The following is a 12,637-nucleotide window of genomic DNA, read 5'->3' as shown; positions in this document are numbered from 1 at the left end:
GCTTCGCCCCCGCAAGGATTCCGACCGCTTGAATCTCGAATCAGGGACCGACATCACGCCGACGCTGCGGATCATTCCGCGCGACCAGCACATCATCTCCCGCAAGAACATCAGCAAGTCGGCGCTGCGGGTGCTGTACCGCCTGAACGAGGCCGGCTATACCGCGTATCTGGTCGGCGGCGCCGTGCGCGACCTGTTGCTGGGCCTGCAGCCGAAAGACTTCGACGTGGCCACCAGCGCGACGCCGGACGAGGTGAAAAAACTGTTCCGCAACTGCCGCCTGATCGGGCGGCGCTTTCGCCTGGCGCATGTGGTGTTCGGCGCGGAGATCATCGAGGTGGCGACCTTTCGAGGTCTCGGCGAAGAGGGCGGCGAAGGGGATCGCCACATCGTCGACGGCCGCATCGTGCGGGACAACATCTGGGGCACCATCGAAGAGGATGCGATCCGCCGCGACTTTCGCGTCAACGCGATGTACTACGACATCAGCGACTTCTCGGTACGTGACTACGTAGGCGGCATACAGGACCTGCAGGACCGCGTATTGAGGCTGATCGGCGAGCCCGACATTCGTTATCAGGAAGATCCGGTGCGGATGCTGCGCGCGGCCCGATTGGCAGCGAAGCTCGACATGAGCATCGATACCGCCGCGATGGCGCCGTTCGAGGCGCTGGGGCCGCTGCTGGCCGACGCGGCGCCGGCGCGGCTTTTCGATGAATCGCTGAAGATGTTCCTCAGCGGCAACGGTCTGAAAAGCTTTCGCATGCTCGAGCAGAGCGGTCTCCTGAAGTTCCTGTTTCCAGCGACGGCGCGCGCGCTAAAGCGCGGCGACGAGGCGCTGCGTTCGCTGGTTGAACATGGCCTGGCGAATACCGATGCGCGGATCGCCGAAGGCAAATCGGTGACGCCGGCGTTCCTGTTCGCGGTGCTGTTGTGGGGCGAAGTGCGCGATGTGGCGCATCACTGGATCGCGCGCGGCCAGGAGAGCACCGAGGCATGGGCGCGTGCATCGGCCCAGGTCGTGGGTGAGCAGTGCCAAAGGGTGGCGATACCGCGGCGGTTCACCTTCACCATGGAGGAGATCTGGTCGTTGCAGCCGCGCTTCGAGCAGATCCAGCGCAAGCGCGTGTTCCGCCTGATGGCCCATCCGCGTTTTCGTGCGGCGTTCGATTTCCTGCTGCTGCGCGCAGATGAATCCCCCGCAATGCGCGAACTGGGCCAGTGGTGGGCACATGCGCAGCAACTGCCGCAGGAAGTGCTGGCGGCCGCGTTGCCGGCCGGCGGCGGCAGCGCGGCCAGCGACAATATCGTCGCGCCGGCGGCCAGCCGGCCGCCTCGGCCGCGGCGGCGCCGGCGCAAGCCTGGCGACAAATCGGGTTCCGTGTGACGCTGGCTTACGTCGCGCTGGGCAGCAACCTCGGCAATCCCAAGCAACAGGTGCTGGACGCGATGGATGCGCTGGCGAAGCTGCCTGCTACTTGTCTGCTGCGGCATTCGCCCTTGTATGGCACGCCGCCGTGGGGCCTGCTGAAGCAACCGCGCTTCGTCAACGCCGTGGCTGAGCTGGATACGCTGTTGTCGCCGCATCTCTTGCTGGATGCATTGCTGGCGATCGAGCAGCAGGCTGGCCGGGTGCGCGCCGAGCGCAACGGACCTCGCACGCTGGACCTCGACGTGTTGCATATCGAAGGCGTGCAGCTTGACGATGAACGACTGACCCTGCCGCATCCCCGCATGGCCGAGCGCGCTTTTGTGCTGCTGCCGTTGAACGATGTGGCGCCCGCGCTGTGGCTGCCGGGCCACGGCATGGTGGCGGAGCTGCTGGGCGGGCTCGATCTTGGCGGTTGCGAACGGCTGCTTGCGCCATAATCGGCGCCCCGCTCATCCGATCAGGAGTTGCCGTGTACGTGCAGAACGCGAATGTCCCCGACCGCAAGCCGGTGACTGTGCCGAGCCTGCAGGCCATGAAGGGGCAGGGGCAACGCATCGTCATGCTTACTGCCTACGACGCCAGCTTCGCCTGGCAACTCGAAGCCGCCGGGATCGATATCGCGCTGGTCGGCGATTCGTTGGGCATGGTGGTACAGGGACATCGCAGCACGCTCCCGGTCACCCTCGAGCACATGGTCTATCACACCGCCGCGGTGGCCCGTGGCCTGTCGGCGACCTTGCTGGTGGCTGATCTGCCGTTCATGGCCGATCGCGATGTCGGGCATGCGCTGGAAGCGGGCGCGAGGCTCGTCGGCGAAGCCGGCGCGGCGATGGTGAAGATCGAAGGTGCCGCACCGCATGTCCTCGAGGCGATCGCGGCACTGACCGCGCGCGCAATCCCGGTTTGCGCGCATCTCGGCTTGACGCCGCAATCGGTGCACAAGTTCGGCGGATTTCGCATCCAGGGCCGCGAAGAGGCTGCGGCGGACCGCGTGCTGGCCGAGGCACTGGCGGTACAGGCGGCCGGTGCCGACTTGCTGGTGATGGAAGGCGTGCCGGTCGAGCTGGGCCGCCGGACGACCGCGGCCCTCAGCATTCCGGTGATCGGCATCGGCGCCGGCCCGCATTGCGACGGGCAGGTGCTGGTGATCCACGACATGCTCGGCATCACCCCAGGCAAGCGACCGAAATTCAGCAAGGATTTTCTGTCCGGGCGCGACTCTGTCGGCGCAGCCATCGCGGCGTACGCGGCGGACGTGCGCAGTGGCGCGTTCCCGGCGCCCGAACATTGCTTCAATTGATCAGCGAGTCAACGCACCATGCAAACCGTACAAGATGCCGCTGCCTTGCGCGCTGCGGTCCGCGGCTGGCGGGCCAAGGGCCAGACGGTGGGTTTCGTGCCGACCATGGGCAATCTCCACGCCGGTCATCAGTCGCTGATCAAGCTGGCGCGGGCGCGCACCGAACGGGTGGTCGCCAGCGTGTTCGTCAATCCCACGCAGTTTGGGCCGAACGAGGATTTCGAACGCTATCCCCGCACGCTGTTGCAGGATCAAGCCGCGCTGGCCGATGAGGATTGCGATCTGCTGTTTGCGCCCGATGTGGCGACGATCTATCCGTTTGGTGCCGAACACAGCGTCAGCCTGCACGTACCGCAGGTCACCGACACGCTGGAGGGTGCCCACCGGCCCGGGCATTTCGATGGCGTGGCCACGGTCGTTTGCAAGCTGTTCAACCTGGTGCAGCCGGATCTGGCGGTGTTCGGCCAGAAGGATTTCCAGCAGCTGAAGGTGATCGAGCGAATGGTGCGTGACCTGTCATTGCCGGTGAAGGTGATGGCCGCGCCGACACTGCGTGCCGACGATGGACTGGCCTTGAGTTCGCGCAACCAGTACCTGACCGCCGCCGAACGCGCACGCGCGCCGTTGATCCACGATACCTTGCTGAAAATGCGCGAGCTGCTGGAACAGGGCCATCCATGGCAGGCCCTGGAACAGACAGCCGCAGCACGTCTCACCCGGGCAGGATTCGTGCCCGATTACGCCGTGATCCGCCGCGCCGAGGATCTGGCCGAGCCTGCCGAGGGCGAGCGTGACGGCCTGATCGCACTGATCGCGGCGCGCCTTGGCAGCACCCGCCTGATAGACAACTTGCCGTTCGACTGATCCGCCCGCATATCGTTGCCGAACCGGCGATGTTGCGGTGCAGCGCGATCGGTTCGATAATTGCCGACTTTGCAGGATCCTGCGGGAAAAGAACGTCATGCACCTGAACATGCTCAAGGCCAAGATCCACCGCGCCACCGTGACCCATGCGGAGCTGCACTACGAGGGCTCGATCGCGATCGACGGGCTGCTGCTGGATGCTTCGGGCATCCGTGAGTACGAGCAGATCCATGCATGGAACGTCAACAGCGGCCAGCGCTTCGTCACCTATGCGCTGCGTGCCGAGGAAGGCTCCGGCATCATCTCCGTCAATGGTAGTGCCGCGCGCAGCGCCCAGGCTGGCGACATCATCATCATCGCCGCCTTCGTGCAACTGAGCGAAGCGGAGCTGGAGCACTACCAGCCTACCTGCGTGTACATCGCCGCCGGTGCCGGCAATCGCATCAGCCATACCAACCGCTCGATCCCCAAGCAGATGGCTGCTGCCTGAGCCGCCCGATTCACGCCGCGCCTTGCTGCTTCGCCAGCGCCCACGCCACGTGCTCGCGCACGATCGCCGACGGGTGATCGGCGCGGGCATCGAGCGCTGCGCGTGCGCCGGCTGACGACGGTGCGTTGCCCAGTGCCACCGCGATATTGCGCAGCCAGCCTTCGTAGCCGGTGCGGCGGATCGCCATGCCTTCGGTGCGCTTGAGGAACTCGTCCTCGCTCCATGCGAACAGCTCGACCAGTTTCGCGCCGTCGAGGCTGTGCCGCGGCGCGAAATCCGGCTCGACGGTGGCCTGCGCGAACTTGTTCCACGGACACACCAGCTGGCAGTCGTCGCAACCGAAGATGCGGTTGCCCATCGGCGCGCGCAGGTCTTCCGGAATGCTGCCCTTGAGCTCGATCGTGAGATAGGAGATGCAGCGTTTCGCATCCAGCCGATAGGGGCCGAGTATCGCCTGCGTCGGACAGACGTCGATGCAGCGGCTGCAACTCCCGCAGTGCGCGCTGGCCGGTTCGTCCACGGGCAGCGGCAGGTCCGTGTACAGCTCGCCGAGAAAGAAATACGAGCCGGCGCGACGGTTGATCAGCACGGTATGCTTGCCAATCCAGCCCAGCCCCGCGTTGCGCGCCAGCGCCTTCTCCAGTACCGGCGCGGAATCCACGTAGGCCCGATAGCCGAAGTCGCCGACCACGGCACGGATGCGCTCGGCCAGCTTCTGCAGCCTGTTGCGCATCAGCTTGTGATAGTCGCGTCCCAGCGCGTAGCGCGATACGTAGCCGGCTTCGGCATCCTGCAGCACGCCCCATGCGTTGGCGATGCCGGGCGGGAGGTAATCCATGCGCACCGAGATGACGCGTTGCGTGCCCGGCTCCAGTTCGGCTGGCCGGGCACGGCGGGTGCCATGGCGGGCCATGTAGTCCATCTCGCCGTGGTGGCCGTGATCGAGCCATTGCTCGAGATGCCGTTCGTCCTCGCCCAGGTCGGTGCCACTGATGCCGGCATCGGCAAATCCCAGCTCGCTCGCCCAGCGCTTGATGTCGCGGGCGAGCACGGCGTAGTCGGGTGTGCTGCGAATGTCGGTGCTGGACATGCGTCTATTGTAAACGCGGCCCGTGCCTATAATTCGCGCATGCCAATGCACCCTGACAGCCACGATCTCCATACCGTCGAGCGGTTGCGCCAGCTGGAGCGCGCGGCCTTGGCGGTCCCGGGAATGACCGGGCAGGAGCTGATGCGCCGCGCCGCGAACGCTGCGCTGAACAGTTTGCGTCGTCACTGGCCGGAGGTGCGAAACATCGTTATCCATTGCGGTCCCGGCAACAATGGCGGCGATGGCTTTCTGCTCGGCGTGCTGGCGCGCGAGGCGGGGTTGCAGGTCGAGCTGACGGCGTTGACCGGCGCCTCCCAGGGTGATGCCGCAGTCGCCCGGCAGGCATGGGTGGCCGGAGGTGGTTGTGTGCAGGTGGTGGATGACGACGACACGTTGCCGACCGCCGAGCTGCACGTCGATGCGCTTTACGGCATCGGCCTGCACCGCGCTCCCGAAGGCAAGGCGGCAAGGCTGATCGAACAGATCAATGGCAGCGGCCAGCCGGTGGTGGCTCTGGATGTACCCAGCGGGCTGGATGCCGACACCGGCCACTGCGCCGGTGCGGCGATCCGCGCCGATGTCACGGTGACCTTCATCGCTGGCAAGCGCGGGTTGCATACGGGCCGGGCTGCCGATCATGTCGGCGTACTCGAGCTAGCCACGCTGGGCGTACCCGACAGCGTGTACGCGGATGTCGCGCCCGATGCCCGCCTGCTGCGGGCTGAGATCCTGCCGCGGCGCCCGCGCTACGCCAACAAGGGCGACAACGGTCACGTGCTGGTGATCGGTGGCGAGCACGGCATGGCCGGGGCGGCACGGCTGGCTGGCGAAGCGGCATTGCGCGGCGGCGCTGGCCTGGTGAGCGTGGCGACGCGCGCCGAGCATGTGTTCGCCCTGAATGCCACGCGGCCGGAACTGATGGTTCGTGGCGTCGATGGTCCGCAAGCGCTGGCGCCGATGCTCGAACGAGCCAGCGTGCTGGCCGTCGGTCCGGGCTTGGGGCAGGCGGAGTGGGGGCGTGCGCTGTGGCTTGCCGCGCTGGATGCGAACAAACCGCTGGTGCTCGATGCCGATGGCCTGAACCTGCTGGCGCGGCAGCCGCGCCGGTTCAGCGTGCCGGCGATTTTGACGCCCCACCCAGGCGAGGCGGCGAGATTGCTTGGCGTATCCACGTCCGAGGTGGAGCGCGATCGTTTTGCGGCGGTGCGCGAGCTGTCCCGCCGCTTTGGCGCCGTGGCGATACTGAAGGGTTCGGGCAGCCTGATTGCCGACCCGGATGGGCGTCTGGACGTCTGTCCCTGGGGCAACCCCGGGATGGCTTCTGGCGGCATGGGCGATCTGCTCACCGGTATCGTGGCGGCGCTGCTCGCGCAAGGTTGCAGCGCCTGGCAGGCTGGCTGCCTCGGCGTGGGTCTGCATGCACGGGCCGGTGATCGGGCCGCGCAACACGGAGAACGCGGGTTGCTGGCCAGCGATCTGCTGGCGCCGCTGCGTGCTCTGGGCAACGGCGTGCACGATGGCGAGCGCGACCATGACTGAGCGAACCGGACCAGGCCATGCGGAGTCAGGTCATATCGAACGCGGCCGGGAGTGGCCGTTGCCCGACGAGGCGGCCACCGCCGCCCTGGCCACACGGATGGCGCACATACTGGACGACGGGCTGGTGCTCTATCTGCATGGTTCGCTCGGCGCGGGCAAGACCAGCTTTGCGCGTGCCCTGCTGACCGCACTTGGTGTGGGAGAACGGGTCAAGAGCCCGACCTATAGCCTGGTCGAGAACTACATGGCGGGCGATCGGCCAGCCTGGCATCTGGACCTTTACCGGATCGCCGATCCCGGCGAACTGGAGTGGCTCGGCCTGGACGCGCTGGCCGAGCCCGCCGCACTGGTGCTGGTGGAGTGGCCCGAACGCGGTGCCGGCGCCCTCCCTGCCGCGGATCTCGAATTGCGCCTCGATTACGCGGAACCAGGGCGCCACGCCTTGCTGCGCGCGTTCAGCGCCCGCGGCGAAAGGTTGCTGGAGCGACTGCGCTGACTGCTAAGTGCTGATTTCGGCTGAGAATTTAAGGCGCGCCACGCGGTCAATGATCCTTTCGGAATGCGCCACTTGCGGCCGATAACTTGATGCGGCCTGATAAATGAGCCGCAGGCTGCGGATATCCAAGGGAAAATCTGCTTGCGTTCGGGGTGTGACTGCGTTTCAATGCGGCGCATGAGGGGTTACCTGAACAACCTGGGTGGACTGGTCACCGTCGCTTTGCTGGCGGTGGCACCGTTGGGCGTGATTCGGGCGACCGATCTGAAGGATGCCCGGATCTGGGCTGGCCCGGACTACACCCGCCTGGTACTCGATGCATCCGGCCCATTGCATTACACGGTCAGCCAGAAGGATGGCAAGGTCGTGGTCGATCTGCCGGACAGCCGGGTGACGCAGGACTTTTCCGACCCCGCCGCCCAGGGGTTGTATCGGGGCATGAGTCATGCCCGTATCGGCGATGGCCTGCAACTGACCGCCAGGATCGATCCGGCCAGCCGCCTGAAAAGCTTCGTGCTGAAGCCGGCCAGCGGCACGGACTATCGTCTGGTGCTGGATATCTACCCCGACAACGGCATCGAGACCGTCAGCACCGCCCAGCGCACGCCGGCGACCACAGTGGCAGCGCCGTCGGTGAGTCCGCAATACAGCAATCCCACTCACAGCGGTCGAGTCGCTACCGAGCAGGCTGCTGCCATGCTCAACGGCCAGCGCGCCGTGGTGGTGGCCATCGATGCCGGTCATGGCGGCAAGGACCCCGGTTCGCACGGCCCCGGCGGCACGCTGGAGAAGAATGTCACGCTGGCCGTGGCGCGCAATCTCGCGGCGGAAATCAATCGCCAGCCGGGCATGAAAGCGGTGCTCACGCGCGATGGCGATTTTTTCATTCCGCTCACGCAGCGCTATCGCATCGCCCGCGAAAACAATGCCGATCTTTTCGTGTCGATCCACGCCGATGCCTTCACCAGCGACGACGCCAAGGGCTCGTCGGTGTGGGTGCTGTCGCCGCGCGGCAAGACCAGCACGGCCGCGCGCTGGCTCGCCGATAGCGAGAACCGCGCCGACCTGATCGGCGGCATCACGCTGGACGACAAGGACGACGGCTTGGCCAAGGTGCTGCTGGACCTGCAGCAGGGTTGGGCGATGCAAGCCAGTGATATGGTCGCCGGCAACGTGCTCAGGGCGCTGGGCCAGCTCGGCCCGACCCACCGCGGCTATGTCGAACGGGCGAACTTCGTGGTGCTGCGCTCGCCGGACGTGCCGTCGATCCTGGTCGAGACAGCCTTCATCAGCAACCCGGCCGAAGAACGCAAGCTGCGTGATCCGGCGCATCAGAAACAGCTCGCCGAAGCCGTGATGGGCGGCGTGAAAAACTACTTCGAGTCGACGCCGCCGCCGGGCACCTGGTTCGCCGCGCAGGCGACACGGCGCAACGGCATCGAACTGGCATCGGCCATGACACCAGGCGTCAACAAGGACACGGCGCGGGCCAGCCGCAAGACGCAGGCCACCCTGGCCAGCCAGTCGGCGGATGCCGGTGTGCGCGACCTGCATCGCGTCGGTCGCGGCGAAAGCCTGCGCAGTATCGCGCGGCAGTACGGCGTCAGCGTGGGCGCCCTGAAAAGCGCCAACCAGATGAGTGGCGATACGGTGCGCGCCGGCGCCATGCTGGCCATTCCCACCGGCTGAGTTCCAGACGACGGCAGCGTCGCCGTCGTTCGCTGCTAAAGTTCGCGGATGACCGCGATCCGCCTGCTTCCCCCCGAACTCATCAACCAGATCGCCGCCGGCGAGGTCATTGAGCGACCGTCCTCGGTGGTCAAGGAGCTGGTCGAGAACAGTCTCGACGCCGGCGCCAGCCGGATCGAGGTGGACATCGAGGCTGGCGGCGCACGGTTGATCCGCGTGCGCGACGACGGTGGCGGCATCCACGTCGATGAGCTGCCGCTGGCGGTGGCGTCGCATGCGACCAGCAAGATCGGCAGCTTTGACGACCTGGAACGCGTCGCCAGCATGGGTTTTCGCGGCGAGGCGCTGGCTTCGGTGTCGTCGGTGTCGCGTTTCGCGCTGACTTCGCGCGCACGCGACCAGGACGCATTCCGCATCGAGGTCGATGGCGGCAAGCTGCAGGGAGCGCGCCCGGCCCAGCACCCGCCAGGCACCAGCGTGGAAGTGCGCGACCTGTTCTACAACGTACCAGCGCGCCGGAAATTCATGCGCGCCGAGCGTACGGAATTCGCACACATCGACGACCTGCTGAAGTCGCTGGCGCTGGCCCGCGGCACGGTCGAGTTCCGGCTCAGCCACAACGGCAAACCGGTGCGCATCTGGAAGGCCGCGCGCGACGAGCAGGCCGCGTTGCATAGGGTGGCCGAGGTGCTAGGCGAGGAATTTCCGGCACATAGCCTGCGCATCGATTACGCCATGGCCGGCCTGCACCTTTCCGGCTGGGTGGGTTTGCCGACCGCGTCGCGCGCTCAGGCCGACTCGCAGTATTTTTATGTCAACGGCCGGCTCGTGCGCGACCGCATCGTGGCCCATGCGGTGCGCCAGGCCTACGCCGACGTGCTGTTCCATGGTCGCCATGCGGCGTTCGTGCTGTACCTGGAACTCGATCCGGCCGGCGTTGACGTGAATGTGCATCCGGCCAAACAGGAAGTGCGCTTCCGCGAGCAACGGCTGGTGCACGATTTCCTGTTCCGCACCCTGCATGAGGCACTCGCGCAGACGCGAGCCGGGCTGAACACGCCGCCCGTGGCGGAGCCGATGGTCATGCACGCCGTGAACTCCACGGCCACCACGTGGCCCAGCCAGTTCAGCCAGAACCGGCTGAGCCTCGGCGTGCGCGACGCGCCGCTGGCGGATTACGCCGCATTGCTTGGCAGCGCGCCATCGCCGTCGATCGCCTACGCACCGGTACCCGCAAACGACGAGGGCGAAACACCGCCGCTCGGCTTTGCCATTGCACAACTGAAATCCATTTTCGTGCTGGCCGAAAACGCGCATGGCCTGGTGCTGGTGGACATGCACGCGGCGCACGAACGCATCACGTACGAAAAGCTGAAGAGCGGCCGCGTCACCAGCAACCTGCGTTCGCAGATGCTGCTGGTGCCGCTCAGCATCGCGGTCAGCGCGAAGGAGGCGGCGGCCGCGGAAGAACACGCCGAAGCGCTGGCCGAGTGGGGACTCGAGCTGTCGCGCAGCGGCCCGTCGACGATCGTCGTGCGGCGCATTCCCGCGCTGCTGGAAGGTGCCGATGTGGCCCAGCTCAGCCGCGACGTATTGTCCGAACTGGCCCAGCATGGCAGTTCGCGCCGGCTGCAGGAGCTTGAGAACGAGCTGCTGTCGACGATGGCCTGCCACGGCTCGGTACGCGCCGGACGGCGGCTCGGCGTCCCCGAGATGAACGCATTGCTGCGCGAGATGGAAGCCACCGAGCGCTCCGGACAGTGCAATCATGGTCGGCCGACCTGGGTCCAGCTGAGCCTGGCCGAGCTCGACAAGTTGTTCATGCGTGGTCGCTGACGTGCTGCCGCCCCACCGGAGATGCCTGTGATCCGTACCAGCCTGTTTGTTGCCGCCGCCATACTGGGAGTTGCTACCGTGCACGCCGCCGACACCGATACCTATACGCAAAGCATCAAGCAGTGGCATGCCGGCCGGGTCGAGCGGCTGACCGCACCCGACGGCTGGTTGAGCCTGATCGGTCTGGAATGGTTGAAGCAGGGCGATAACCGCATCGGGTGCGCCGCGGACAACGACATCGTGCTGAAAGCGGGTCCTGCACATCTGGGCGTGGCGAAGCTGACGGGCAGCGGTGAAGTCCAGCTGCTGCTGGCCAGCGACAGCGGCGCGTTGATCGACGGCAAGCCCGCGCACGAGGCCGTGCTGATCGACGACATGCAGGCGGGCGACGGCACGCCGACTACGGTGAGCTTCGGCACGGTGAGCTTTTACGTGATCGACCGCGATGGCCGCAAGGGGCTACGCGTGAAAGACACCGATGCGCCTGGTCGCAAGCACTTCGCCGGTATTGACTCGTTCGCGATCGATCCCTCGTGGCGGATCGAGGCGACCTGGGTGCCCACGCCGGGCCTGACGCTGGAGATGGGCACGGTGATCGGCACCATCGACAAATATCCGGTGCCAGGCAAACTCGAATTCACCCGTGACGGCAAACATTTCGAGATCCTGCCGGTGATCGAGGTGCCGGGCGATACGCAGTACTTCATCGTGTTCGCCGACCGCACCAGCGGCAGGGAGACGTATGGAGCTGCGCGCTTTCTGTATATCGATCCGCCGAAAGACGGCAAGGTCGTGGTGGATTTCAACAAGGCCTACAACCCGCCGTGCGCATTCACCGAATTCGCGACCTGTCCCCTGGCGCCGCCGGAAAACCGGCTGGACCTGCGCGTTACGGCGGGCGAAAAGAACTACGCCGCAAGCCATCACTAGGCCCGCCGTACGCCGTTCAGGGCTCGGCCCGGGCGATTCGCCCCGGGATGCTTCTTCGTGCCTGGCGACTTCAGCGTCCTTTGAAAACGGCTTTCCGCTTTTCGAGGAATGCGGCAGTGCCTTCGCGCATGTCCTCGGTGGAGAACGCCAGCGCGAAGCCCTGCGTCTCGAACTCCAGGCCCTGATCGATGCTGGTTTCACCGCCTTGCAGCACGGCATCGAGAATACCGGCGGCGGCCAGTGGCGCGGCGGCGGCGAGATGGTCGGCCAGCGCGTTCACCGTTTCGTCCAGCGCCTCGGTCGGGACCACGTGGGTGACGATGCCCAGCTCGTACGCGCGCTGCGCGTTGATCGGGGTGCCGGTGAGGCACAGTTCCAGCGCCGCGCCGCGGCCGGCGAGGCGCAGCAGGCGCTGGGTGCCGCCGAAGCCCGGGATCAGCCCGAGGTTGATCTCGGGCTGGCCGAACCTGGCCTTCTCGCTGGCCACGCGCAGATGGCAAGCCATGGCCAGCTCCATGCCTCCACCGAGCGCGAAACCCTGGACCCGTGCGACTACCGGCTTGCCGAGCCGCTCGATCGAACTCATCAGGCGCTGGCCGGTGCGCGAAAAACCTTGCGCCTGCGCCGCCGTATAGCCGTGCATCTCGGCGATGTCCGCGCCCGCCACGAACGCCTTCTCACCGGCACCGGTCAATATCACGGCGCGCACGGCGTCGTCATGGGCAGCCTGCGCGAACGCCAGGGTCAGTTCGTTGAGGGTGTCGCGGTTGAGTGCATTGAGCTTGTCGGGGCGGTTGACGATGATGGTGCGCACGGCGCCGCGGTTGGTGATTTCCAGGTTGCGATAGGCCATGAACGGCTCCCGGTGATTGCGTAGACGCGATGGTAGCAGCGGGAACCTTTGCGGCCCCGGGGTTTCTCAAGTCCCGAGCACTATCGCTATACCCGGCGGGCGCTTGGAATGTTCCATC

12 protein-coding genes are annotated in these 12,637 nt (G+C 66.3%); 10 read left to right on the top strand and 2 right to left on the bottom strand.

Annotated elements, in window-relative coordinates:
• Positions 1–28 precede the first annotated feature (28 nt).
• From pcnB to panD, 5 genes are all read left to right on the top strand, one after another.
• Positions 29–1,387: a polynucleotide adenylyltransferase PcnB gene (pcnB, locus tag ACFPME_RS02745; RefSeq protein WP_377301781.1), complete on the top strand. Its 1,359-nt coding sequence runs from the start codon at positions 29–31 to the stop codon at positions 1,385–1,387.
• Entirely contained in the window at positions 1,384–1,869 is a 486-nt protein-coding gene (gene folK / locus ACFPME_RS02740; RefSeq protein WP_377301779.1) for a 2-amino-4-hydroxy-6-hydroxymethyldihydropteridine diphosphokinase, read from the top strand. Before pcnB ends, folK begins: the two co-directional genes overlap by 4 nt.
• A gap of 32 nt (positions 1,870–1,901) precedes the next feature.
• A complete protein-coding gene (gene panB, locus ACFPME_RS02735) occupies positions 1,902–2,732 on the top strand; it encodes a 3-methyl-2-oxobutanoate hydroxymethyltransferase (RefSeq protein ID WP_377301777.1) in 831 nt (276 codons plus the stop codon).
• 18 nt (positions 2,733–2,750) lie between these two features.
• A complete protein-coding gene (gene panC / locus ACFPME_RS02730; protein WP_377301775.1) occupies positions 2,751–3,596 on the top strand; it encodes a pantoate--beta-alanine ligase in 846 nt (281 codons plus the stop codon).
• A 97-nt stretch (positions 3,597–3,693) separates the two neighbouring features.
• Complete coding sequence (gene panD, locus ACFPME_RS02725) at positions 3,694–4,086, top strand: aspartate 1-decarboxylase (RefSeq protein ID WP_377301773.1); 393 nt, start codon at positions 3,694–3,696, stop codon at positions 4,084–4,086.
• 10 nt (positions 4,087–4,096) lie between these two features.
• Here panD and queG read toward each other — a convergent pair whose 3' ends face one another.
• Positions 4,097–5,176 carry a tRNA epoxyqueuosine(34) reductase QueG gene (queG, locus tag ACFPME_RS02720; RefSeq protein ID WP_377301771.1) on the bottom strand — a complete coding sequence of 360 codons (1,080 nt, stop codon included), beginning with the start codon at positions 5,174–5,176 and terminating at the stop codon, positions 4,097–4,099.
• A 39-nt stretch (positions 5,177–5,215) separates the two neighbouring features.
• On the opposite strand from queG, the gene ACFPME_RS02715 reads away from it, so the two are divergent.
• The 5 genes from ACFPME_RS02715 (at position 5,216) to ACFPME_RS02695 (ending at position 11,666) form a co-directional block, all read left to right on the top strand.
• Positions 5,216–6,715: an NAD(P)H-hydrate dehydratase gene (locus ACFPME_RS02715; RefSeq protein ID WP_377301769.1), complete on the top strand. Its 1,500-nt coding sequence runs from the start codon at positions 5,216–5,218 to the stop codon at positions 6,713–6,715.
• Entirely contained in the window at positions 6,708–7,211 is a 504-nt protein-coding gene (gene tsaE, locus ACFPME_RS02710; RefSeq protein WP_377301767.1) for a tRNA (adenosine(37)-N6)-threonylcarbamoyltransferase complex ATPase subunit type 1 TsaE, read from the top strand. Before ACFPME_RS02715 ends, tsaE begins: the two co-directional genes overlap by 8 nt.
• Before the next feature lie 177 nt (positions 7,212–7,388).
• Positions 7,389–8,900, top strand: a complete 1,512-nt coding sequence (locus ACFPME_RS02705; RefSeq protein ID WP_377301765.1) for an N-acetylmuramoyl-L-alanine amidase — start codon at positions 7,389–7,391, stop codon at positions 8,898–8,900.
• 48 nt (positions 8,901–8,948) lie between these two features.
• Positions 8,949–10,736 (top strand): DNA mismatch repair endonuclease MutL, encoded by a 1,788-nt coding sequence (mutL, locus tag ACFPME_RS02700; RefSeq protein ID WP_377301763.1) that lies wholly within the window; start codon positions 8,949–8,951, stop codon positions 10,734–10,736.
• A 27-nt stretch (positions 10,737–10,763) separates the two neighbouring features.
• Complete coding sequence (locus ACFPME_RS02695; RefSeq protein WP_377301761.1) at positions 10,764–11,666, top strand: DUF1684 domain-containing protein; 903 nt, start codon at positions 10,764–10,766, stop codon at positions 11,664–11,666.
• A 70-nt stretch (positions 11,667–11,736) separates the two neighbouring features.
• Here ACFPME_RS02695 and ACFPME_RS02690 read toward each other — a convergent pair whose 3' ends face one another.
• Positions 11,737–12,519 (bottom strand): enoyl-CoA hydratase/isomerase family protein, encoded by a 783-nt coding sequence (locus ACFPME_RS02690; RefSeq protein WP_377301759.1) that lies wholly within the window; start codon positions 12,517–12,519, stop codon positions 11,737–11,739.
• Positions 12,520–12,637 lie beyond the last annotated feature (118 nt).

Origin of the sequence: Rhodanobacter umsongensis (genome assembly GCF_042654965.1) — a bacterium.
Lineage (GTDB): Bacteria > Pseudomonadota > Gammaproteobacteria > Xanthomonadales > Rhodanobacteraceae > Rhodanobacter > Rhodanobacter umsongensis.
Note: the sequence above shows the minus strand (reverse complement) of the source record. Positions and strands in the feature narration are given on the sequence as shown.

What these genes read in the sequence shown, in the direction of transcription:
- panC (WP_377301775.1), top strand. Translation starts at nt 2,751, where the DNA reads ATGCAAACCGTACAAGATGCCGCTGCCTTGCGCGCTGCGGTCCGCGGC.
- panD (WP_377301773.1), top strand. Translation starts at nt 3,694, where the DNA reads ATGCACCTGAACATGCTCAAGGCCAAGATCCACCGCGCCACCGTGACC.
- queG (WP_377301771.1), bottom strand. Translation starts at nt 5,176, where the DNA reads ATGTCCAGCACCGACATTCGCAGCACACCCGACTACGCCGTGCTCGCC.
- ACFPME_RS02715 (WP_377301769.1), top strand. Translation starts at nt 5,216, where the DNA reads ATGCCAATGCACCCTGACAGCCACGATCTCCATACCGTCGAGCGGTTG.
- tsaE (WP_377301767.1), top strand. Translation starts at nt 6,708, where the DNA reads ATGACTGAGCGAACCGGACCAGGCCATGCGGAGTCAGGTCATATCGAA.
- ACFPME_RS02705 (WP_377301765.1), top strand. Translation starts at nt 7,389, where the DNA reads ATGAGGGGTTACCTGAACAACCTGGGTGGACTGGTCACCGTCGCTTTG.
- mutL (WP_377301763.1), top strand. Translation starts at nt 8,949, where the DNA reads ATGACCGCGATCCGCCTGCTTCCCCCCGAACTCATCAACCAGATCGCC.
- ACFPME_RS02690 (WP_377301759.1), bottom strand. Translation starts at nt 12,519, where the DNA reads ATGGCCTATCGCAACCTGGAAATCACCAACCGCGGCGCCGTGCGCACC.